The sequence below is a fragment of the Saccharothrix sp. S26 genome (genome assembly GCF_021390395.1).
Classification (GTDB): Bacteria; Actinomycetota; Actinomycetes; order Mycobacteriales; family Pseudonocardiaceae; genus Actinosynnema.
In genome coordinates, this window is the sequence record NZ_JAJUWT010000019.1 from 1 (window position 1) to 25,004 (window position 25,004).

Below are 25,004 nucleotides of genomic sequence, written 5' to 3' on the forward strand. Positions count from 1 at the left end.
GTGGGGGGGGGGGGGGGGGCGAGGGTGTTGGGGGTGGGGGGGTCGGGGGGGGCACCGGGTTTCGTGTTGTGTTATTAAAGGTGCCCGGTTCGGGGGGGGGGGGTACGGGGGTGGTGCGGTCCCCCCCGACCCCGTCGTCGTTCCCGGCCCACGGCGTAGCTGCCGCCTAGCTGCCGCCCGCACTGCCGGAACCGCGCCCCACGCGCGCCTAGCGTTGCCCTGTCAGCGAAACCGTTGCCCCACAACGACAAGGAGCCCACGATGACGAACCCCTTCGACAACCCCGACGGCGAGTTCCTCGTGCTCGTCAACGACGAGGGCCAGCACTCGCTGTGGCCCGGCGACATCGCCGTGCCCGCCGGCTGGGACGTCACCCACGGCCCGGACACCCGCGCGGCCTGCCTGGAGCACATCGAGACCACCTGGACCGACCTGCGCCCGGCGAGCCTCGCCGCCCTGCGCGGCTGACGACGCCCACGACACGCGACGACTGGGGAGCTGGTTTGCGGTGACCACGACACACCCGATCGACACGGCCCTCCCGGCCGTGCACGCCCTTTTCGCCCGCCAGGCCGGGCTGACCCCCGACGCCACGGCACTGGTGAGCGGGCGGACCCGGGTGACCTACGCCGAGCTCGACGCCCGCGCCAACCGGCTGGCGCACCACCTGGCGGGCGCGGGGGTGCGGCCGGGTGACGTGGTCGGCGTGCGCCTGCCGCGCGGGGTGGAGCTGGTCGTCGCGGTGCTCGCGGTGCTGAAGGCGGGCGCGGCGTACACGGTCCTCGACCCTCGCTTCCCCGCCGCCCGGCTGATCTCGGTGTGCGAGCGGGCCGACGTCGCCGTGGTCGTGGCGGCGGACGACGTGCTCGCCGGGGACCGCACCGTCGTGGACCCCACCGCGCCCGAGGTCGCCGGCCGCCCGGCCACCCCGCCGGAGGTCGCCACCTCCCCCGACGACGTCGCGTGCGTCATGTTCACCTCCGGCTCGACCGGTGAGCCCAAGGGCGTCGTGGCGCCGCACCGGGCGCTCGTCGGCACGCTGACCGGCCAGGACTACGCCGCCTTCAGCGCGGACGAGGTCTGGTTGCAGTGCTCCCCCGTCTCGTGGGACGCGTTCGCGCTGGAACTGTTCGGCCCCCTGCTGCACGGCGCGACGTGCGTGTTGCAGGACGGCGAGACCCCCGACCCGGCGCTGATCGCCGCCCTCGTGGCCGAGCACCGCGTCACCACCGCACACTTCTCGGCCAGCCTGCTCAACTTCCTGCTGGACGAGCACCCCGAGGCGTTCGCCGGCCTGCGGGTGCTGCTGACCGGCGGCGAGGCCGCGTCCACCCGGCACCTGGCCACCCTGCTCGACCTGCGCCCCGACCTGCGGGTGGTCAACGGCTACTCGCCGGTCGAGAACATGATCTTCACGCTGTGCCACGACGTCACCCGTGACGACGCGCGCGGCACGTCCGTGCCCGTGGGCAGGCCGTTGGCGGGCAAGACCGCCGTCCTGCTCGGCCCGGACCTGCGCCCCGTCGCGGCCGGTGAGACCGGCGAGATCTACATGAGCGGCGGTCTGGCGCACGGCTACCTGAAGCAGCCGGGGCTGACCGCGCAGCAGTTCGTGGCCGACCCGTCGCGGCCCGGCGCGCGCATGTACCGCACGGGCGACCTGGGCAGGCTGCGAGAGGACGGCGCGGTGGACTTCCTCGGCCGCGCCGACGACCAAATCAAGATCCGCGGGTTCCGGGTGGAGCCCGGCGAGGTGCGGGCCGCGTTGACCGGCCACCCGGCGGTGCGGCAGGCCGCGGTCGTGGTCCGGGAGGACCGGCCCGGTGACAAGCGCCTGGTCGCCTACGTGGTGGCCGGCGGCTCGCCCCGGGAGCTGCGCGCCCACGTCGCCGGACTGCTGCCCGAGCACCTCGTGCCCTCGGCCGTCGTGGTGCTCGACGAGTTGCCCCGCACGGCCACCGGGAAGCTGGACCGCGCCGCGCTGCCCGCCCCCGCCGTCACGACGAGCGCCGACGACGCGCCGCGCACGGTGCACGAAGAGGTGTTGTGCGGCCTGTTCGCGGACGTGCTGGGCCTGCCCGCGGTCGGCGTGCTGGACGACTTCCTCGACCTCGGCGGCCACTCGCTGCTGGTCGCGACCCTGGTGAGCCGGGCACGCGCCGCGCTCGGCGTGGAGCTGCGCATCGCCGACGTGTTCGCCGCCCGCACGGCCCGCGCGCTGGCCGCCGCGCTGCCTTCGGCCGCCGCCGCACGTCCGCCGGTGACCGCGACCACGCGGCCCGACGTGCTGCCGCTGTCGTTCGCCCAGTCGCGGCTGTGGTTCCTCGACCAGGTCGAGGGCGGCGCGACCTACGCGATCCCGGTGACCGTGCGGCTGCGCGGCGACCTGCGCCCGGACGCCCTGCGTGCCGCCGTCGGCGACGTGGTGGCGCGGCACGAGTCGCTGCGGACCGTGTTCCCCGTGGTGGACGGCTCGCCCGTGCAACGGATCCTCGACGCCGTCGCACCCGTCTGGTCCGAGCACGCGTGCGCGGACACCGACGAGCTGGTGCGGCAGTTGGCGGCCGTGCCGTTCGACCTCGCCGCCGAACCACCGCTGCGCGCCCACCTGCTGCGCCTGGCCGACGACGACCACGTGCTGCTGCTCGTGCTGCACCACATCGCGGGCGACGGCTGGTCGACCGCGCCGCTGCTGCGCGACCTGGCCGCCGCCTACCGGGCCCGGCTCGACGGCGGCACGCCCGACTGGCCCGCGCTGCCCGTGCAGTACGCCGACTACGCGCTGTGGGAGCAGGACTCCTGGCACGAGTACTGGCGCACGGCGCTGGCCGGCCTGCCCGAGGAGTCGACCCCGCCCACCGACCGGCCCCGCACCGCGATCCGGGGCGCGCACGGCGACACCGTGCCGGTGGCGCTGGCCGCCGGGCCGCACGCGGCGATGAAGGCCCTGGCCGCGCGGACCGGCAGCACCGTGTTCATGGTGCTGCACGCCGCCGTGGCCGCGCTGCTCACCCGCCTGGGCGCGGGCACGGACCTGGCGATCGGCACGCCCGTCGCAGGCCGGACCGACGAAGCCCTGGACGAGCTGGTCGGGTTCTTCGTCAACACCCTCGTGCTGCGCACCGACACCTCCGGCGACCCCACCTTCCGCGAGCTGCTGGCCCGCGTCCGGGACACCGACCTCGCCGCCTACGACCACCAGGACGTCCCGTTCGACCGGCTGGTCGAAGAACTCAACCCCACCCGCTCGCTGTCCCGGCACCCGCTGTTCCAGGTGATGCTGGTCCTGCAGAACACACCGCCCGCGACGGCCGACTTCGCCGGGCTGCGCGCCGAGCACCGGGTCGTGGACCTCGACGTGGCGAAGTTCGACCTCACCCTCGACCTCACCGAGACCGACGACGGCCTCACCGGCGCGCTCAAGTACGCGACCGACCTGTTCGACCGCGCCACCGCCGAGCGCTTCGCCGCCGCGCTGACCCGGTTGCTCACGGCGGCCGCCACCGCACCCGACACCCCGGTCACCGCGATCGACCTGCTCGCCGACGACGAGCGCGAACGGCTGCTGTCGACGTGGAACGGCACGCCGGCCCGCGGCGACGACCGACCCGCGCACGTGGTGTTCGCCGAACGGGCCCGGCGCACGCCGGACGCGGTGGCGCTGGTCGCGGGCGGCACGGTCACCTACGCCGAGCTGGACGCGGCGGCCAACCGCCTGGCCCACCACCTGGTCGACTCCGGCGTCACGCCGGGTGACGTGGTCGGCGTGCTGCTGGAGCGGGACGCGACGCTGGTCACGGCCGTGCTGGCGGTGCTCAAGGCCGGCGCCGCCTACACCGTGCTGGACCCGAGGTTCCCGCTCGGCCGGCTCACCGCCGTCGCGGAGAGAGCCGGGCTGCGCCACGTCGTGTCCGCGGTGGACTTCCCGGGCGTGACGACCCTGCGCGTCACCGGGCACGACGCGCTGCCCGCCACCGCGCCGGACGTCGCCGTGCACCCGGACGACCTGGCGTGCGCCATGTTCACCTCCGGCTCCACCGGCGAACCGAAGGGCGTGCTGTCGACGCACCGGTCGCTGGTGGGCACGCTCACCGGGCAGGACTACGTCGACTTCGGCGCCGACGACGTGTGGCTCCAGTGCTCGCCGGTCTCGTGGGACGCGTTCGCGCTGGAGCTGTTCGGCCCGCTCCTGCACGGCGCGACCTGCGTGCTGCAACCCGGCCACGTCACCGACCCGGCCGTCATCGCCGAGCTGCTGACCGCGCACGCCGTCACCACCGCGCACTTCTCCGCGAGCCTGCTCAACCACCTCGTCGACGAGCACCCGGAGGCGTTGCGCGGCCTCCGCCAACTGATGACCGGCGGCGAGCCCGCGTCCGTGGCGCACGTGGGCCGCCTGCTCGCGGCGCGGCCCGACCTGCGGCTGGTCAACGGCTACTCCCCCGTGGAGAACATGATCTTCACGCTGTGCCGTGCGATCACGGTCGCGGACACGGCGCTGGCCACGATCCCGGTCGGTTCGCCGATCGCGGGCAAGCGGGTCTACGTGCTCGACCACCGGCTCCACCCCGTGCCGGTCGGCGTGCCCGGCGAGGCGTACATGACCGGAGGGCTCGCCCACGGCTACCTCCGCGCGCCCGGCCTGACCGCCGAACGGTTCGTCGCCGACCCGTTCACCCCCGGCGGCCGCATGTACCGCACCGGTGACCTGGTGAAGTGGCGTGCCGACGGCACGCTGGACTTCCTGGGCCGCGCCGACGACCAGGTCAAGATCCGCGGCTTCCGGGTCGAGCCCGCCGAGGTCCGCACGGCGGTCGAGCGGCACGCGGGCGTCCGGCAGAGCGCGGTCGTGGTGCGGGACGGGCAACTGGTGGCGTACGTGGTGCCCGAGGCGGGCACCGCCCCGGACGCGGTGGTGCTGCGCGCGCACATGGCCGACCTGGTGCCGGAGCACCTGCGGCCGTCCGCGTACGTGCTGGTGGACGCGCTGCCGTTGACCCCGAACGGCAAGCTCGACCGGGCCGCGCTGCCCGCGCCGGACCACGTCGCCGTGTCCCGGCGTGCGGCCCGCGGTGCCCGTGAGGAGATCCTGTGCGGCCTGTACGCCGACGTGCTCGGCGTGCGGGTGGGTCCGGAGGACGACTTCTTCGCGCTCGGCGGCCACTCGCTGCTGGCGGCGAAGCTGGTGGCCCGGGTGCGGGCCGCGTTCGGCGTGGAGATCGGCGTGCGGGACGTGTTCGCCGCACCCGTGGTCGCCGACCTGGCGCTGCGCCTGGACGGCGCGGCGGCGGCACGGCCCGCGCTGGTCGCCGGCGGACGGCCGCAACGCCCGCCGCTGTCCCCGGCGCAGGCCCGGTTGTGGTTCCTGGACCAGGTCGACGGCGGCACGACGTACAACGTGCAGTTCGCCGCCCGCGTCGCCGGGCCGGTGGACGTGGACGCGCTGGACCGCGCCGTCACCGACGTGGTCCGGCGGCACGAGCCGCTGCGCACCGCGTACCCGGTCTTCGACGGCGAGCCGTACCAGCACGTGCTGCCCGAGGACGCCGTCACGTCCGTGCTGACCGTGCACGAGGTCGAGGACGTGGACCCGGTGCTCCGGACCGAGGCGGACCACCGGTTCGACCTCGCGACCCGGCCGCCGATCCGGGTGCACCTGCTCGGCGCCGGGCCCGACCGCGTGCTGCTCGTGACGCTGCACCACATCGCGGGCGACGGCTGGTCGCTGCGCCCGCTGCTGGACGACCTGGCCACCGCCTACGCCGCCCGCCTGGGTGGGGCGGAACCCGACTGGACGCCGCTGCCGGTGTCCTACGTGGACTACGCGCGGTGGCAGCGCGACCTGCTCGGCGAGGCCGATGACCCCACGTCCCGCCTGGCCCGTGACCTCGCGCACTGGCGGTCCGCGCTGGCCGGTCTGCCCGAGGGCCTGGACCTGCGCACCGACCACCCCCGGCCGGCCGTGCCGAGCCACCGCGGCGAATCGCTGCCGCTGCACGTCCCCGACGGCGTGCGCCAGGCGTTGGCGGACCTGGCCCGGGCGCACGGCGTGACGCTGTTCATGGTGCTCCAGGCCGCGTTCGCGACCCTGTTGACCAGGATGGGCGCAGGGACGGACATCCCGATCGGCACCCCGGTGGCGGGCCGTGCCGATGAAGCGCTGGACGACCTCGTGGGCTTCTTCGTCAACACGCTCGTCCTGCGCACCGACACCTCCGGCGACCCCACGTTCGCGCAACTGCTGGCCCGCGTCCGGGACACCGACCTCGCCGCCTACGACCACCAGGACGTGCCGTTCGAGCGGCTGGTCGAGGAGCTGAACCCGGTGCGCAGCCCCGCCCGGCACCCGCTGTTCCAGGTGATGGTGGTGTTGCAGAACAACGCCGACGCCGCCGTGGACCTGGCGGGCGCGACGTGCGTGCCGGAGCCGGTGCCGAACACGGCGGCCAAGTTCGACCTGACCCTGGCCGCGACCGAGACCGAGACCGCCGAGGGCATCGGCGGCTACCTGGAGTACGCGGTCGACCTGTTCGACCGCGACTCGGCCGAACGCCTCCTCGACCGCTTCACCACGCTGCTCGCCGCCGTCGCCGCCGACCCCCACCGCCCGATCACCTCGATCGACCTGCTGACCTCGGCGGAACGGCACGACGTGCTGGTGGCCTGGAACGACGGCGGGGCGTGGACGCCCGGCACCACCGCGCACGCGCTGGTCGCCGAGCAGGCACGCCGCACCCCCGACGCCACGGCCCTGGTCTGCGGCACCGACCGCGTCACCTACGCCGAGCTGGTGGCGCGGGCGAACCGGCTGTCCCACCACCTCGTCGCCACCGGCGTCCGGCCCGGCGACGTGGTCGGCATCCTGCTCGAACGCGGCACCGACCTGGTCGTCGCGGTGCTGGCCGCGCTGAGCGCCGGGGCGGGCTGCACGATGCTCGACCCGAGGTTCCCGGCCGACCGGCTGCGCGCCGTCGTGACGCGGACCGCCGCGCCGGTCGTCGTCACGAGCACCGACCTGGCCGGTTCGGTGGACGTCCCGACCGTCGTGCTGGACGCCGACGTGATCGCCGCCCACCCCGCGTCCGCGCCGACCGTCGCCGTGGCACCCGCCGACGTGGCGTTCGTGATGTTCACGTCGGGCTCGACCGGCACCCCCAAGGGCGTCCTGGCCACGCACGAAGCCCTGGTGGGCACGCTCACCGGCCAGCGCTACGTCGACTTCGGCGCCGACGACGTGTGGCTCCAGTGCTCGCCGGTCTCGTGGGACGCGTTCGCGCTGGAGCTGTTCGGCCCGCTCCTGCACGGCGGTACCTGCGTGCTCCAGCCCGGTCACGTCACCGACCCGGAGGTGGTCGCCGACCTGCTCACCGCGCACGACGTCACCACCGCGCACCTGTCCGCGAGCCTGCTCAACCACCTGCTGGACGAGCACCCCGACGCCCTGCGCGGTGTCCGGCAGCTCATGACGGGCGGCGAGCCGGCCTCCGTGGCGCACCTGCGCCGACTGCTGGCGAGCCGGCCCGACCTGCGGCTGGTCAACGGCTACTCGCCCGTGGAGAACATGATCTTCACGTTGTGCCACGTGGTCCGCCCCGAGGACACCCGGCGCGCGACCATCCCGGTCGGTTCGCCGATCGCGGGCAAGCGGGTCTACGTGCTCGACCACCGGCTCCACCCCGTGCCGGTCGGCGTGCCCGGCGAGGTCTACATGACCGGCGGCCTGGCGCACGGCTACCTCGGCGCGCCCGGCCTGACCGCCGAGCGGTTCGTGGCCGACCCGTTCGAGCCCGGCGGGCGCATGTACCGCACCGGCGACCTCGTCGCGTGGCGGTCGGACGGCACGCTGGACTTCCTGGGCCGCGCCGACGACCAGGTCAAGATCCGCGGCTTCCGGGTCGAGCCGGCCGAGGTCCGGGCCGTGCTCACCGCGCACCCCGAGGTGGTGGACGCCGTCGTGGTCGTCCGCGAGGACCGGCCCGGTGACAAGCGGCTCGTCGCGTACGTGGTCGCGCCGGGCGCACCCGACGTGCGGGCGCACGCGGCGGCGGCGCTGCCCGAGCACCTGCGCCCGTCGGCGTACGTGCCGCTCGACGCGCTCCCGTTGACACCGAACGGCAAGCTCGACCGCGCCGCGCTGCCCGCGCCCCAAGCGGCCCCGACCGCCCACCGCCGGCCGCGCACGGCCCGCGAGCAGATCGTCGTCGGCCTCTTCGCCGACGTGCTCGGCCTGCCCGAGGACCGGGTGGGCCTCGACGACGGGTTCTTCGACCTCGGCGGGCACTCGCTGCTGGCCGCGAAGCTGGTCGGCCGCGTCCGCCGGGCCCTCGACGCGGAGCTGGGCATCCGCGACCTGTTCGACGCCCCGACACCGGCCGCGCTGGCCGAACGCCTCGGCTCGGCCCGCGCCGCCCGCACGCCGCTGCGGCCGGTGGACCGCCCCGAGTGGACGCCGCTGTCCCCGGCGCAGGCACGGCTGTGGTTCGTGGACCAGTTGCGCGGCCCGAACCCCGCCTACAACGTGGCGCACACCGTCCGGCTGCGCGGTGACCTCGACGTGGCCGCGCTGCGCGCCGCGCTGACCGACGTGGTGGGCAGGCACGAGGCACTGCGGACCGTGTTCCCGTCGGTCGACGGCGAGCCGCGCCAGGTCGTGCGCCCGCCGTCCGACGTGGACCTCCCGGTGCGTGACGAGTCCGATGTGGACGGAGCGGTCGCACGGGCCGCGCGGGAGCCGTTCGACCTCACCGCCGAGCCGCCCGTGCGCGCCCACCTGCTGCGGCGTGCCGACGACAACCACGTGCTGCTGCTGGTGCTGCACCACATCGCCGGCGACGGCTGGTCGATGGGACCGCTGCTGCGCGACCTCGCCACCGCCTACACCGCCCGTGCGGCCGGTGGCGCACCCGACTGGGCACCACTGCCCGTCCAGTACGCCGACTACACGCTGTGGCAACGGGAACTGCTCGGTGACGCCGGCGACGCGCAACTGGCGTTCTGGCGGCAGGCGTTGCACGACCTGCCGCACCAGGTGCCGCTGCCGCTGGACCGACCCCGCACGGCCGAGGGCGGCGCGGGCGGGCTGGTGGACGTGCGGCTGGACGCCGACCTGCACCGGGCGCTGCTCGACCTGGCCCGAGCGCACGGCGTGACGCTGTTCATGGTGCTCCAAGCCGCGTTCGCGACCGTGCTGACCAGGATGGGCGCGGGCACGGACGTGCCGCTGGGCGCCCCGGTCGCGGGCCGCGCGGACGAGGCGCTGGACGACCTGGTCGGCTTCTTCGTCAACACCCTCGTCCTGCGCACGGACACCTCCGGCGACCCGACGTTCGCCGAGCTGCTGGCCCGGGTCCGCGAGACCGACCTGGCCGCGTTCGACCACCAGGACCTGCCCTTCGACCGGCTGGTCGAGGAGCTGAACCCGGTGCGCGCACCCGGCACGCACCCGCTGTTCCAGGTCGCGTTCGCGGTGCAGAACAACGCGGGTGCCAGGCCCGAGCTGCCCGGCTTGGAGGTCGAGGTCGCGCCGGTCGACACGGGCGCGGCGAAGTTCGACCTCACGCTCAGCCTCGGCGAGGAGTACGACGACGGCACGCCGGCGGGCGTGGTGGGCGGCTTGGAGTACGCCGCCGACCTGGTCGACCGCACCACGGCGACCACGCTCGTGGACCGGCTGGCGGCCGTGCTCAGGGTCGTCGCATCCGATCCCGGCACCCGGATCGGGCGGCTGGACGTGCTCACCCCCGCCGAACGGGAACGGCTGACGGCCGGCTCCCCGGGCGCACCGGCACGACGGGTCGACCACCGCACGGCGCACGAGGTCGTGGCCGCGCACGCGCGCACCACACCGGACGCCACCGCCATCGTGTTCGACGGCCGCCGCACGACCTACGGGGAGCTGGACGCGGCGGCCAACCGGCTGGCCCACCACCTGCTCGACTCGGGCGTGCGCCCCGGCGACCTCGTCGGCGTCCTGCTCGGCCGCGACACCGGGCTGGTGGTGGCGCTGCTGGCGGTGCTCAAGGCGGGTGCGGCGGTCACGCTGCTCGACCCCGGCTTCCCCGACCAGCGCGTGGCCGCGGTCCTCCAGGCCGCCGACGCGGTCGCGGTCGTGACCGACGCGGCGGGCCTGACCCGCCTGGACGGCGCGTACCGGATGCTGGACCTGGCGACCGACGTGAGCGGTCGGCCCGATCACGCGCCCGCGGTCCACGTCGACCCGGCCGCGCCCGCGTGCGTCATCTTCACGTCCGGTTCCACCGGCAAGCCCAAGGGCGTGCTCGCCCCGCACCGCGCGATCGTGCGCACGTTGGTGGGGCAGGACTTCTTCGACGGCTCTCCGGACCAGGTGTGGTTGCAGAGCGCGCCGCTGCCCTGGGACGGGTTCGTGCTGGAGGCGTTCGGCGCGCTGCTGTCCGGCGCGACGTGCGTGCTGCAGCCGGGGCAGACCCCGGAGCCGGCGCGGATCGCCGCCCTGGTCGCCGAGCACGGCGTCACCACGACGTTCCTGTCCGCGAGCCTGCTCAACTACCTGCTGGACGAGCACCCGGCCGTCTTCGACGTGCTGCGGGTGGTCATGACCGGCGGCGAGGCGGCGTCCGCGCCGCACCTGGCCAGGCTGCTGCGCGAGCACCCCGGCGTCCGGGTCGTCAACGGCTACGGGCCGGCCGAGCACATGGTCTACACGAGCTTCCACGACGTGCGGCCGGAGGACGCCGACGGCCCGGTGCCGATCGGCCTGGCGTTGGCCGACAAGCGGTCCTACGTGCTGGACGACCGCCTCGGCCTCGTCCCACCCGGTGTCGCGGGCGAGCTGTACGTCACCGGGGCCGGGTCGGCCCACGGGTACGCGGGCGAGCCGGGGCTGACCGCCGAGCGGTTCGTCGCCTGCCCCTTCGAACCCGGTCTGCGCATGTACCGCACCGGCGACCTGGTGAAGTGGCGGCACGACGGCCGGTTGGAGTTCGTGGGCCGCGCGGACGACCAGGTCAAGATCCGCGGCTTCCGGATCGAGCCCGGCGAGGTGCAGGCCGCCGTGGACGCGCACCCGCGGGTGCGGCGCAGCGCGGTCGTGGTCCGGGAGGACCGGCCCGGCGACAAGCGGCTGGTCGCCTACGTCGTGCCCGAGGCGGGGCCCGCACCCGACCGCGCGGCGTTGGCGGCGCACGCGGCGGCCGTGCTGCCGAGCCACCTGCGGCCCGCCGCCTACGTGCTGCTCGACCGCCTCCCGCTCAACGCCAACGGCAAGCTCGACCGGGCCGCGCTGCCCGTGCCCGCGGTCGACTCCGGTGCCGCCCGACGCGCGCCGCGCACGCCCCGCGAGACGATCATGGTCGGCCTGTTCGCCGACGTGCTGGGCCTGGCGGCGGACCGGGTGGGCGTGGACGACGACTTCTTCGCGCTGGGCGGGCACTCGCTGCTGGCGGCGAAGCTGGTCGGCCGGGTCCGGACCGCGCTCGACGCGGAGCTCGCGATCCGCGACCTGTTCGACGCGCCGACCCCGGCGGGGCTGTGCGGCCGGCTGGACCGGGTGGCCGACCGGCTCGCGCTGACCCCCGCGCCCCGACCGGACGAGATCCCGCTGTCGTACGCGCAGGCCCGGCTGTGGTTCATCGACCAGCTGGAGGGCGCGGGCGCGTCGTACAACGTGCCGCACACCGTGCGGCTGCGCGGCGCGCTGGACGTGAGCGCGCTGCACGCGGCGCTGACCGACGTGGTGCGGCGGCACGAGTCGCTGCGCACGGTGTTCCCGTCGATCGACGGCGTGCCGCAGCAGGTGGTCCGGCCGGCGTCGGACGTGGCTCTGACGCTGCCCGTGCTCGACGTGGCCGACGTGGACCGCGCGGTGGCGGAGGCGGCACGGCAGACGTTCGACCTGACCGCGGAGCTGCCCGTGCGGGCGTCGTTGCTGCGGGTCGCCGACGACGACCACGTGCTCTTGCTGGTGCTGCACCACATCGCGGGCGACGGCTGGTCGATGGGACCGCTGCTCGGCGACCTCACCGACGCCTACACCGCGCGGCTGGCCGGGCGCGCACCCGACTGGGCACCCCTGCCCGTCCAGTACGCCGACTACACGCTGTGGCAACGGGAACTGCTCGGCGACCCGGACGACCCGACCAGCCCGCTCGCCCGGCAACTGGCGTTCTGGCGGCAGGCGCTGGCCGGTGTGCCCGACGAGCTGCCGCTGCCCGCCGACCGGGCCCGCCCGGCGTCGGCGTCCGGCCGGGGCGACTCGGTGCCGGTGGCGCTGGACGCCGACCTGCACCGGGCGCTGCTCGACCTGGCCCGCGGCACCGGCACCACGCCGTTCATGGTGCTCCAGGCGGGGTTCGCGGCCCTGTTGACCCGGCTCGGCGCGGGCACCGACGTACCCGCCGGTTCCCCGGTGGCGGGTCGCGTGGACGAGGCGTTGGACGAGCTGGTCGGCTTCTTCGTCAACACCCTGGTGCTGCGCACGGACACTTCGGGCGACCCGACGTTCCGCGAGCTGCTGGCCCGCGTCCGGGACACCGACCTCGCCGCCTACGACCACCAGGACGTCCCGTTCGAGCGACTGGTCGAAGAGCTCAACCCCACCCGCTCGCTGTCCCGGCACCCGCTGTTCCAGGTGATGCTGGTCCTGCAGAACACCACCGCGGGACGGGTGGAGCTGCCCGGCCTGACCGCCGAGGTCGCCCCGGTGGACACCGCGAGCGCCAAGTTCGACCTGACCCTGGGCCTGCGCGAGGAGCACGATGACACCGGCGCGCCCGCCGGCATCACCGGCAGCCTCGAGTTCGCCACCGACCTGTTCGACCGCGGCACGGCCACCGCCCTCGCCGCCCGGCTGACCAGGATGTTCGCCGCCGTCATCGCCGAGCCGGACACCCGGATCAGCCAACCCGAGCTGCTGGCGCGGCAGGAGCGGCAGGGCCTGCTGGCGGCGTGGACCGACACCCACGCCGACGCGCCGGTGGACCGTTGCGCGCACGAGCTGGTCGCGGCGCAGGCCGCGCGGACGCCCGACGCGGTGGCGCTGGTCCACGGCGACGTGCGGGTGACGTACCGGGAGCTGGTGGACCGGGCCAACCGCCTGGCGCACGAGCTGGTCGCGCGCGGTGTGCGGGCGGGGCAGGTGGTCGGCGTCCTGCTGAACCGCGACGTGGACCTGGTCGTGGCCGTGCTGGGCGTGCTCACCGCGGGCGCCGGGTACACGGCGCTGGACCCGCGGTTCCCGCGCCGGCGGCTGGCCGAGCTGGCCGACCGCACCGGCACACCGCTGGTCGTGACCGGCACGTCGTCGGCCGACCGGCTGCCGGACGTGCCCGCGCTGGTGGTGGACGACCCCGCCACGGCCGCCCGCATCGCCCTGCACCCCGCCACACCGCCGGGGGTGGCGGTGTCACCGGAGGACGTCGCCTGCGTCATGTTCACCTCGGGGTCGACCGGCGTGCCGAAGGGCGTCGTCGCGCCGCACCGGGCCCTCGTCGGCACGTTGCTCAGCCAGGAGTACGTCGACTTCTCCCCCGACCACGTGTGGTTGCAGTGCTCGCCGGTGTCGTGGGACGCGTTCGCGCTGGAGCTGTTCGGGCCGTTGCTGGCCGGTGCGACCTGCGTGTTGCAGCCGGGGCCCACACCGGAGCCCGCGCTGGTCGAACAGCTCGTGGCACGGCACCGGATCACCACCGTGCACCTGTCCGCGAGCCTGCTCAACCACCTGCTCGACGAGTACCCGACCGCGCTGGCCGGGGTGCGGCAGATCATGACCGGCGGCGAGCCCGCGTCCGTGGCGCACCTGCGCAAGCTGCTGGACCGCCACCCCGGCGTGCGGCTGGTCAACGGCTACTCGCCGGTCGAGAACATGATCTTCACGGTGTGCCACCGGGTGCGGCTGGAGGACACCGACCTGCCGTCGATCCCGGTCGGCCGACCGATCGTCAACAAGGGCTTCTACGTCCTCGACGCCCACCTGAACCTGCTGCCGCCCGGTGTCGTCGGCGAGCTGTACATGACCGGTGTCGGCCTGGCCCGCGGCTACCTGGGCGCGCCGGCGCAGACCGCCGAGCGGTTCGTCGCCTGCCCCTACGAGCCCGGCCGGCGCATGTACCGCACCGGCGACCTGGTGAAGTGGCAGGCCGACGACCGGGGGCGGTCCGGGGTGCTGCACTTCCTCGGCCGCGCCGACGACCAGATCAAGATCCGCGGGTTCCGGGTGGAGCCGGGCGAGGTGTCCAACGCGCTGACCCACCACCCGACCGTGCGGCAGGCGGCCGTCGTGGTGCGGGAGGACCGGCCCGGTGACAAGCGGCTGGTGGCCTACGTGGTGGCCGAGCCGGGCGCGGAGCCGGACCCGGCGTCGCTGCGGGCGCACGCCGAGGAGCACCTGCCCGAGCACCTGCGCCCCAGCGCGTACGTGCGGATGGACGTGCTGCCGCGCAACGCCAACGGCAAGCTCGACCGGGCCGCCCTGCCGCCGCCCGACTACCTCGACCGCCCGGCCGGGCGCGCACCGGCGACACCGCGCGAAGAGGTGATGTGCGCGTTGTTCGCCGAAGTCCTCGGGCTCGACGGCGAGGTCGGCGCGGACGACGACTTCTTCGCCCTGGGCGGCCACTCCCTGCTGGTGACCCGCCTGATCAGCCGGGTGCGCACGGCGTTCGGCGCCGAGCTGTCCATCAAGTCCGTGTTCGAGAACCGCACCGTGGCGGCGCTGGCCGAGCGCCTGGGCCACGCGGAACAGGCCCGCCCCGCGCTGCGGCGCCGGGTCCGCCCGGAGGAGGTCAAGTGAGCGCGCCGAGCGTCCCCCTGTCGTTCACCCAGCGTCGGCTGTGGTTCCTCAGCCGGGCCGAGCCCGGCGCGACCTACAACATCCCGATCGCCCTGCGGCTGCCCGGCGACCTCGACGTCGGCGCGCTGCGCGCCGCGCTGGGCGATGTCGTGGCCCGGCACGAGGTGCTGCGCACGGCGTACCCGGAGGTCGACGGCGAGCCGTGCCAGGACATCCGCCCGGCCGGGCCGGTGGACCTGCCGGTGGCGGTCGTGCCCGCGGCCGGGCTGACCTCGGCGCTGGAGGACGCGGCCCGGCACGTGTTCGACCTGACCACCGCGCCGCCGGTGCTGGCCCGGCTGTTCCGCACCGACGGTGACGACGCCGTGCTGCTGGTGCTGCTGCACCACATCGCCGGTGACGGCGGCTCGACCGGGCCGTTCACGCGTGACCTGGAGGCCGCCTACACCGCCCGTCGTGCCGGGTGCGCGCCGGAGTTCGCCGAACTGCCCGTGCAGTACGCCGACTACACCTACTGGCAGCAGGACCTGCTGGGTGACCCCGACGACCCGGACAGCCGGTTCTCCCGGCAGGTGGAGCACTGGGCACGGGCGTTGGCGGACCTGCCGGTGGAGGTCGGGTTCCCGGCCGACCGGGCGCGGCCGGCCACGGCCGGGAACCGCGGCGACTCCGTGCCGCTGACCGTGCCCGCGCACGTGCACCGGGCCCTGGCCGACCTCGCCGCCGACACCGGGGCCACGCTGTTCATGGTGGCGCAGGCCGCGGTGGCCGCGTTGATCACCCGGCACGGCGGCGGCGCGGACGTGCCGCTCGGCACGGCGGTCGCGGGCCGCTCCGACGAAGCACTGGACGACCTGGTCGGGTTCTTCGTCAACACCCTCGTGCTGCGCACCGACACCTCCGGCGACCCCACGTTCGCCGAGCTCGTCGCCAGGGTGCGCGACACCGGCCTGACCGCGTACTCCCACCAGGACGTGCCGTTCGAACGGGTCGTGGAGGAGCTGAACCCACCGCGCTCGCTGTCCCGCCACCCGCTGTTCCAGGTGATGCTGGTCCACGGCACCGAGGACGCCGCCGGCCGCACGGGGTCGTTCGAGCCGGTGTCCCTGGGCACCGGCGCGGTGAAGTTCGACATGACCATCGGGTTCCGCGAGCGGCCCGACGGCCTGCGGGTCGACTGGGACTACTCGGTCGACCTGTTCGACCGGTCCACCGTGGCCGCGTTCGGCCGGCGGCTGGTCCGGCTGCTGGAAGCGGTGGCCGCCGACCCGCACACCCGCATCGGCGCGCTGCCGCTGCTGGACGACGACGAACGCGCCGACCTGGTCGGCGCCCCGCCGGCCCGGGTCGACGCCACCGTGCACGAGCTGTTCGCCGCACGAGCCGCCGCGACACCGGAGAAGACCGCGCTCGTCCACGACGGCGTTCGCGTCACCTACGCCGAGCTCGACCGGTGGGCCAACCGGATCGCCCACCACCTGCCCGCCGACGCGGTCGTGGGCGTGCACCTCGACCGCGGGCCGGCGCTGGTCGCCGCGCTGCTGGGCGTGCTCAAGGCGGGCAGTTGCTACACGCTGCTGGACACCGCGTTCCCCGTCGAGCGGCTGCGCGCGGTGGTGCGCCGGGCGGGTGCCACCACCGTCGTCGGAGCACCGCTGGACGGGGTCGACGTCCTCGACCCGCACGCGCCCGGCCCCGACCACGCACCCGGAGTGCGGGTCCGCCCCGAGTCGCCCGCCGTGGTCATGTTCACCTCCGGCTCGACCGGCGAGCCGAAGGGCGTGCTCGCGCCGCACCGCGCGCTGGTCGCCACGCTCACCGGCCAGGGCTACGCCGAGTTCGACGCCGACCAGGTGTGGCTCCAGGCCGCGCCGGTCTCGTGGGACGCGTTCGCCACCGAGCTGCTCGGCGCGCTCCTGCACGGCGGGACGTGCGTGCTGCACCCGGCCGGCCCGCCCGACCCCGCCGACATCGCCCGGCTCGTGGTCGAGCACGGCGTCACGGTGTTCAAGGCTTCGGCCAGCCTGTTCAACCACGTGCTGGACGAGCACCCCGAGGTGTTCGCCACCGTGCGCCGCGCCATGACCGGTGGCGAGCCCGCGTCGCCCGCGCACGCGGCGAAAGCGCTGCGCGACCACCCGCACGTGCGGCTGACCAACGGCTACGGGCCGGCCGAGAGCATGGGCTACAGCACCGCGCACGAGATCACCGCCGCCGACCTGTCGGCCCGGTCCGTGCCGATCGGCCGGCCCGTCGCGGGCAAGCACGGCTACGTGCTGGACGGCCGGCTGGAGCTGGTGCCGCCCGGCGGCGTCGGCGAGCTGCACCTGACCGGCGCGGGTCTCGCGCACGGCTACCTCGGCGCACCGGCCGCGACCGCGCAGCGGTTCGTCGCGGACCCGTCCCGGCCGGGGCGGCGGATGTACCGGACCGGTGACCTGGTGCGGCTGCGGCCCGACGGCGTGCTGGAGTACGCGGGCCGCGCGGACGACCAGGTGAAGCTGCGCGGGTTCCGGATCGAGCCCGCCGAGGTGCAGGCCGCGCTGACCGCGCACCCGGACGTGAGCGGCGCGGCGGTCGTGGTGCGCGAGGACCGGCTGGTCGCCTACGTCGTCGGCGGCGTCACGCCCGCCGAAGCGCGCGACCACGTCGTGCGGCTCCTGCCCGAGCACCTGGTGCCGTCGGCCGTCGTCGTGCTGGACGCGTTGCCGCGCACGCCGAACGGCAAGCTGGACCGGCGTGCCCTGCCGGCGCCCTCGTACGCGGCGGGTGACGGCGAGCCGCGCACCCCGCAGGAGGAGATCCTGTGCGGGTTGTTCGCCCAGGTCCTGGGCCTGCCCGGACCCGTGGGCGCCCAGGACGACTTCTTCGCCCTGGGCGGCCACTCGCTGCTCGCGACCCGCCTGGTGGGCCGGGTGCGCGGCGCGCTGGGCGCGGAACTGCGCATCCGCGACCTGTTCGCCGCGCCGACCCCGCGCGGTCTCGCGTCCCGGCTCACGACGTCGCACCCCACCCGGCCCGCCCTGCGCCGGGCCGACCGCCCCGAGGAGCTGCCGCTGTCGTTCGCGCAGCGCCGCCTGTGGGTGCTCGACCAGCTCGGCTCGGCGGCCTACAACTCGCCGTGGGCGCTGCGGCTGCGCGGTGAGCTGGACGTGACCGCGCTGCGCGCCGCCCTCGCCGACGTGGTGGACCGGCACGAGTCGCTGCGCACGGTGTTCCCGTCGATCGACGGCGAGCCCGTGCAACGGATCCTCGACGCGGCACCGGGGTTGGCGGTCGTGCCGGCCGACGACGTCGACATCGCGGACCTGTCGGCGCACGCGTTCGACCTGGCCGTGGAACCGCCGCTGCTGGCGCACCTGCTCGTGGTGTCCCCCGTGGAGCACGTGCTCGTGCTGGTGCTGCACCACATCGCCAGCGACGGCTGGTCCAAGGCCCCGCTGCTGCGCGACCTCGCCACCGCCTACGCCGCCCGTGCGGCCGGTGACGCGCCCGACTGGGCACCGCTGCCCGTGCAGTACGCGGACTACGCGCTGTGGCAACGACAACTGCTCGGCGACGAGGACGACCCGGGCAGCCTCGGATCCACCCAGCTCGCGTTCTGGCGCGACGCGCTCGCCGGCGTGCCCGAGCAGCTGGACCTGCCGGCGGACCGGCCCCGACCGGCGGTGCCGTCCGGGCGGGGCGGGCTGGTGGCGGCCGAGTTCGGGCCCGGCATCAAGGACGCGGTGCGCGCGTTGGCCGACGCGACCGGCAGCACCACCTTCATGGTCCTGCACGCCGCCCTCGCCGCGCTGCTGACCCGGTTGGGCGCGGGCACGGACATCCCGATCGGCTCGCCGGTCGCCGGTCGCACCGACGAAGCGCTGGACGACGCCGTCGGGTTCTTCGTCAACACCCTCGTGCTGCGCGCCGACACCTCCGGCGACCCCGCGTTCGGCGAGCTGCTGGCCCGCGTGCGCGCCGCCGACCTGGCCGCCTACGACCACCAGGACGTGCCGTTCGAACGGGTCGTGGAGGAGCTGAACCCGGCGCGGTCGCTGTCGCGGCACCCGTTGTTCCAGGTGACGTTGGTGGTGCAGAACAACGCCGGTGGCGGGTCCGCGTTGCCCGGCCTGGCCGTGGAGCCGGTGCCGACGTGGACCGGCACGGCCAAGTTCGACCTGGTGCTGGCGGTCACCGAGCACGACGACGGGCTCACCGCGAACCTGGAGTACGCCGTCGACCTGTTCGACCACGACACCGCCCGGTCGCTGGTGACGCGGCTGGAACGCCTGCTCGCCAGCGCCGACCCGGCCACCCGGCTGAGCGACCTCGACGTGCTCGTGCCCGGTGAGCGGGACCGGGTGCTCGCGGCATGGAACGACACCGCCACGCCCGTCGACGCCTGGGAGTCCGTGCCGGCGCAGGTGGCGCGGTGGGTGCGGGAGACGCCCGACGCGCCCGCCGTCGGCGAGCTGACGTTCGCCGGGCTGGACTCCTCGGCGAACCGGGTGGCATCCCGCCTGCTCGCGCTCGGCGTGCGGCCCGGCTCGGTGGTCGGCGTGTGCCTGCGCCGCTCGCCCGCAGGCATCGCCGCGCTGCTGGGCGTGCTGCGGGTCGGCGCGGCCTACCTGCCTCTGGACCCCGACTACCCGGCCGAACGGCTGGCGCACATGCTCACCGACTCCGCCGCGCCGGTCGTGGTGACCGAGCGGGCGTTGCGGGACTTGGTGGCAGGGCCGTCGATTGTGTGCCTGGAGGACTTGCCGGACGCGCCGGCCGTGGACGTGCCCGTGCACCCGACCGACGCCGCTTACGTGATCTACACGTCCGGTTCGACGGGCCGCCCCAAGGGCGTGGTGGTCGACCACCGCGGGCTGGCCGACCTGTGCGCGTGGCACGTGCGGGCCTACGGCATCACGCCGGCCGACCGCACCGGCCAGGTGGCGGCTCAGGGCTTCGACGCGGCGGTGTGGGAGGTGTGGCCGCAGTTGGTGGCGGGCGCGTCCGTGCACCTGCCCGACGCCCCGGTGCTGGCCGACGGCGACGCACTGGTGGGGTGGATCGCCGACACGGGCCTGACCACGTGCTTCCTGCCGACACCCCGGCTGGAACTCGTGCTGGACGACCTCGCGGCCCGACCGACCGCGCTGCGCGCCGTGCTGACGGGCGGCGACGCCCTGCACCGCCGCCCACCGGCGACCACACCGTTCCGCCTGGTCAACCACTACGGTCCGACCGAGTTCTCGGTGGTGGCGACGGCGGGCGACGTAACCGCGGGGTCCGACACGGTGCGCTCCGACACCCTAGGGTTCGACAGCCCCCAGTCTGACACCCTCCGATCCATCAGCCCCCGGCCCGACAGGCCCCGGTCCGACAACCCCCGGCCCAACAGCCTGCGGTCCGACAGCCTGCGGTCCGACACCCTCCGGTCCGACACCCTCCGGTCCGACACCCTCCGGTCCGACACCCTCCGGTCCGACGCCGTGGAGTCCGACAACCTGGGGTCCGACAACCTCCCATCCATCAGCCCCCGGTCCGACAGCGCCCGGTCCGATGTCGCGCCGTCGATCGGGCGGCCGGTTGCCAACACCCGCGCGTTCGTGGTGGACGCGCGGTTGCGGCCCGTGCCGGTCGGGGTGGTCGGCGAGTTGTACCTCGCCGGCGCCGGGCTGGCGCGGGGTTACCACGACCGGCCGGGGTTGACGGCCGAGCGGTTCGTCGCATGTCCCTTCGGTGAGCCGGGTGAGCGCATGTACCGGACCGGCGACCTGGTGCGGTGGACTTCGCGGGGCGAGTTGGAGTTCGCCGGTCGGGCCGACCAGCAGGTGAAGCTGCGCGGGTTCCGGATCGAGTTGGGCGAGGTCGAGTCCGTGCTGGCCGGCCACCCGGCGGTGGCGCACGCCACAGTCGTGGTCCGCGAGGACCGGCCCGGGCTGAAGACCCTGGTCGGGTACGTGGTCGCGCGCGGATCGCTGGACACGGCGGCTCTGCGGGCCCACCTCGCGACCCTCCTGCCCGAGCACATGGTGCCCACCGCGCTCGTCGTGCTCGACGCCCTCCCGTTGACCCCCAACGGCAAGCTCGACCGCCGGGCCCTGCCCGCGCCGGAGCTGGTCACCGGCCACCGCGCGCCCCGCACCCCCCGCGAGGAGATCCTCTGCGGCCTGTTCGCCGAACTGCTGGGCGTGCCCGCGGTGGGGCCGGACGACGATTTCTTCGACCTGGGCGGGCACTCCCTGCTGGCCACCCGCCTGGTCAGCCGCGTCCGCACCGCCCTGGACGCCGAACTGGCCGTGGCCGACCTGTTCGCCCACCCCACGCCCGCCGGCCTCACCACGTGCCTGGACCGCGGCACGCCCGCCCGACCCGCCCTCCGCCCGGCGGCCCGCCCGGACCTGGTCCCGCTGTCCTTCGCGCAACGCCGCCTATGGTTCGTGAACCGGCTGGACGAGCGGAACCCCAGCTACGCGGTACCGGTCGCGTTGCGGCTGCACGGCGGGTTGGACGTGACCGCGCTGCGCGCCGCGCTCGCCGACGTGGTCGACCGGCACGAGGCGTTGCGCACGGTGTTCCCCGAGGTCGGCGGCACGCCCCACCAGCACGTCCGCCACGACGTCACCGCGCCGTTCACGCTGCTCGACCGCGCACCCGACGACCTCGACGCGACGCTGCACCGGATCGTCTCCACCCCGTTCGACCTGACCTCGGACCTGCCGCTGCGCACCGCCCTGGTACGGCTGGCCGACGACGACCACGTGCTCCTGCTCGTCCTGCACCACATCGCCGGCGACGGCTGGTCGATGGGGCCGCTGCTGCGCGACCTCACCACCGCCTACACCGCCCGCCACACCGACCGCGCGCCCGACTGGACACCGCTGCCCGTCCAGTACGCCGACTACACGCTGTGGCAACGACAACTGCTCGGCGACGAGGACGACCCGGACGGCCCCTTCGCGCACCGGATCGCGTTCTGGGCCGACGCGCTCGCCGGCGTGCCCGACGAACTGGAACTGCCCGCGGACCGGCCCCGACCCACGACGTCCGCGCAGACCGGCGGACGCGTGCCGCTGGTGCTGGACGCCGACCTGCACCGCGCCGTGCTCGACCTGGCCCGGCGCACGCGCACCACGCCGTTCATGGTGTTCCAGGCCGCGTTCGCGACCCTGTTGACCAGGATGGGCGCGGGCACGGACATCCCGATCGGCACACCCGTCGCGGGCCGCACCGACGAAGCACTGGACGACCTCGTCGGCTTCTTCGTCAACACCCTCGTCCTGCGCACCGACACCTCCGGCGACCCCACCTTCGCCCAACTGCTCACCCGCGTCCGAGACACCGACCTCGCCGCCTACGACCACCAGGACGTGCCGTTCGAACGGCTCGTGGAGCGGCTCAACCCGCCCCGCTCGCTGACCCGCCACCCGCTGTGCCAGGTGCTGCTGACCCTCCAGAACACCGGTGACGCCCACCTCACCCTGCCCGGCCTGGTGGTGGAGCCGGTCGGCGTCACGTCCGGCACCACGGCGTTCGACCTGAGCGTCGGCCTGCGCGAGACCCGCGCCGGCGACGGCTCGCCCGCCGGCGTCGAAGGGGCCCTGCTCTACCGGGAGGACCTGTTCGACGCCGGCACCGCCCGCTCCCTGGCCGACCGGCTGGTCCGCGTGCTGACCGCCGTCACCGCGGACCCGGACGTCCGGCTGCACGACGTGGACGTCCTCGGCGAGGCCGCGCGCGACCGGATCGTCGTGGCCTGGAACGACACCGCGCGGACCGTGCCGGACGCCACCCTGCCCGCGTTGTTCTCCGCCCAGGCCCGCCGCACGCCCGACGCCGTCGCCTTGGTCGACGTGGACCGGCAGCTCACCTACGCCGAGCTCGACGCGCGGATCGACCGGCTCGCGGCGGCCCTGCACGCGAAGGGCGCGGCTCGGGAGCGGGTCGTGGCCGTGCTGCTGCCGCGGTCGGTGGACCTGGTCGTGGCGCTGCACGCCGTGCACCGGGCGGGTGCGGCCTACCTGCCCGTGGACCCCGGCTACCCGGCCGACCGGGTGGCGTTCATGCTGGCCGACGCCGACCCCGTGCTGGTCCTCGACGCGGACGCCCTCCGCGACCTCGAGGACGGGCCGGCGGTGGCGCTGCCGGAGGTCCGCGGCGGCGACCCGGCCTACGTCATCTACACGTCCGGTTCCACCGGCCGCCCCAAGGGCGTGGTGGTCGAGCACCGGGCGATCGTCAACCGGCTGCTGTGGATGCAGGACGAGTACCGGCTCGGCCCGGACGACCGCGTGGTGCAGAAGACGCCGTCGAGCTTCGACGTGTCGGTGTGGGAGTTCTTCTGGCCCTTCCAGGTGGGCGCGGCGCTCGTCGTGGCCCGCCCGGACGGGCACCGCGACCCCGCGTACCTGGCCGACGTGATCCGCCGCGAGGGCGTCACCACCGCGCACTTCGTGCCGTCGATGCTGGACGCGTTCGTCGCGCACCTGGAGGGGTCGGGCGAGCGGTGCCCGAGCCTCACCCGGGTGGTGTGCAGCGGCGAGGCCCTGCCGACCGCGCTGGCCCGCCGGTTCGCCGCGGTGTCCGACGCGGGGCTGCACAACCTGTACGGTCCGACCGAGGCGGCGGTGGACGTGACCGCGCACGCGGTGCGGGGCGACGAGACCACGGCGACCGTCCCGATCGGACGTCCGGTGTGGAACACGGGCGTGCACGTGCTGGACGACCGGTTGCGGCCGGTGCCGCCCGGTGTGCCCGGCGAGCTGTACCTGGCGGGCGTGCAACTGGCCCGCGGCTACCACGCGCGGCCGGGGCTCACCGCGCAGCGGTTCGTCGCGTCGCCGTTCGCGCCGGGCGCGCGGCTGTACCGGACCGGCGACGTGGTGCGGTGGTGCGGCGAAGGGGTGCTGGAGTACCTGTCGCGCGCCGACGACCAGGTGAAGATCCGCGGCCAGCGGATCGAGCCGGACGAGGTCGCCGCCGTGCTCCAGGCCCACCCGGACGTGGCACGTGCCGCCGTGGTCGCCCGCGAGCACGCGCCCGGCGACCTGCGGCTCGTCGCCTACGTCGTGGCCCGTGACCGCGTGCCGGAGCAGTCGGAGCTGCGCGCGCACACCGCGTCCCGGCTGCCCGAGCACATGGTGCCGTGGGCCGTGGTGGTGCTCGACGACCTCCCGGTCGGCCCGAGCGGCAAGCTGGACCGCAAGGCACTGCCCGCGCCGGTCGTCCGGTCCGCCGGACGCGCACCGTCCACGCCCGCCGAGGAGGCGCTGGCGACGTTGTTCGCCGAGGCGCTGGGCGTGCCCGCGGTGGGCGTGGACGACGGGTTCTTCGACCTGGGCGGCCACTCCCTGCTGGCGACTCGGCTGGTGGCGCGGATCGGCGTGGAGTTCGGCGTGCGGCTGGGCGTGCGGGCGGTGTTCGAGGCGCCCACGGTCGCCGCGATGGCCCGGCGGCTGCACGAAGGACCCGCCGAGGACGAGCCGCCCGCCGTGCTGCTCCCCCTGCGCGCCAACGGGTCCGCCGCGCCGCTGTTCTGCGTGCACCCGGCGGCGGGCGTCGGCTGGGTGTACGCGGGTCTGCTGCCGCACCTGCCCGACCGGCCCGTGTACGCGGTGCAGGCCCGCGGCCTGTCGCAGCCCGACGCCCGGCCCACGAGCCTGGCCGAGATGGTCAAGGACTACCTCGACCAGGTGCGGGCCGTGCAGCCGAACGGGCCGTACCACCTGCTCGGCTGGTCGTTCGGCGCGGGCGTGGCGCACGCGATGGCCGCCGCCCTGCGCGAGGAGGGCGAGCAGGTGGCCACCCTGGCGCTGCTGGACGGCTACCCCACCGCCGCGACCGGCGAGGTGCACTCCGCCCGCGACCCGCGGGTGCTGGCCGCGCTGCTGCGCTCCCTCGGCTACCCGGACGAACCCGCGCCCGGGTCGGTGGCGGACTTCGCGGCACGCGTCGCGGACGGACCGCTCGCCGACGTGGTGCCGGCGCGGCTCGCCGACCTCGCCGAGGTCTTCGCCGACAACCTGACCCTGATGGGCGAGGGCACCACCGCCCGCTTCGACGGCGACGCGCTGTTCTTCGCCGCCACGGCCGACAAGACCGACCTGTCCCCCGTGCCCGCCGACTGGCGCGCGCACGTCACCGGCGACGTCGCCGTGCACGACGTCGACTGCCGGCACGGCGACCTGACCCGACCCGGCCCGCTGGCCGTGGTCGGCGCGGCGCTCGCCGCACACCTGGAAACCCACCCCTGAGAGAA

General features: G+C 75.2%; 3 protein-coding genes. All 3 read left to right on the forward strand.

The features are described from left to right. The first annotated feature begins 261 nt into the window (after positions 1 to 261). From LZG04_RS27970 to LZG04_RS27980, 3 genes are read left to right on the forward strand one after another with little or no spacing between them, the layout of a single operon-like run. Positions 262 to 468, forward strand: coding sequence for an MbtH family protein (locus LZG04_RS27970; protein ID WP_233822329.1), 207 nt, complete (start codon positions 262 to 264; stop codon positions 466 to 468). A gap of 40 nt (positions 469 to 508) precedes the next feature. Next, positions 509 to 14,767: a non-ribosomal peptide synthetase gene (locus tag LZG04_RS27975; RefSeq protein ID WP_233822331.1), complete on the forward strand. Its 14,259-nt coding sequence runs from the start codon at positions 509 to 511 to the stop codon at positions 14,765 to 14,767. Next, positions 14,764 to 24,999: a non-ribosomal peptide synthetase gene (locus tag LZG04_RS27980; RefSeq protein ID WP_233822333.1), complete on the forward strand. Its 10,236-nt coding sequence runs from the start codon at positions 14,764 to 14,766 to the stop codon at positions 24,997 to 24,999. The genes LZG04_RS27975 and LZG04_RS27980 overlap by 4 nt, the downstream gene beginning before the upstream one ends. The last annotated feature ends 5 nt before the right edge of the window (positions 25,000 to 25,004 follow it).

Bases quoted from the DNA above. Each gene is read 5' to 3' on its own strand.
- LZG04_RS27970 (WP_233822329.1), top strand. From the start codon at position 262: ATGACGAACCCCTTCGACAACCCCGACGGCGAGTTCCTCGTGCTCGTC.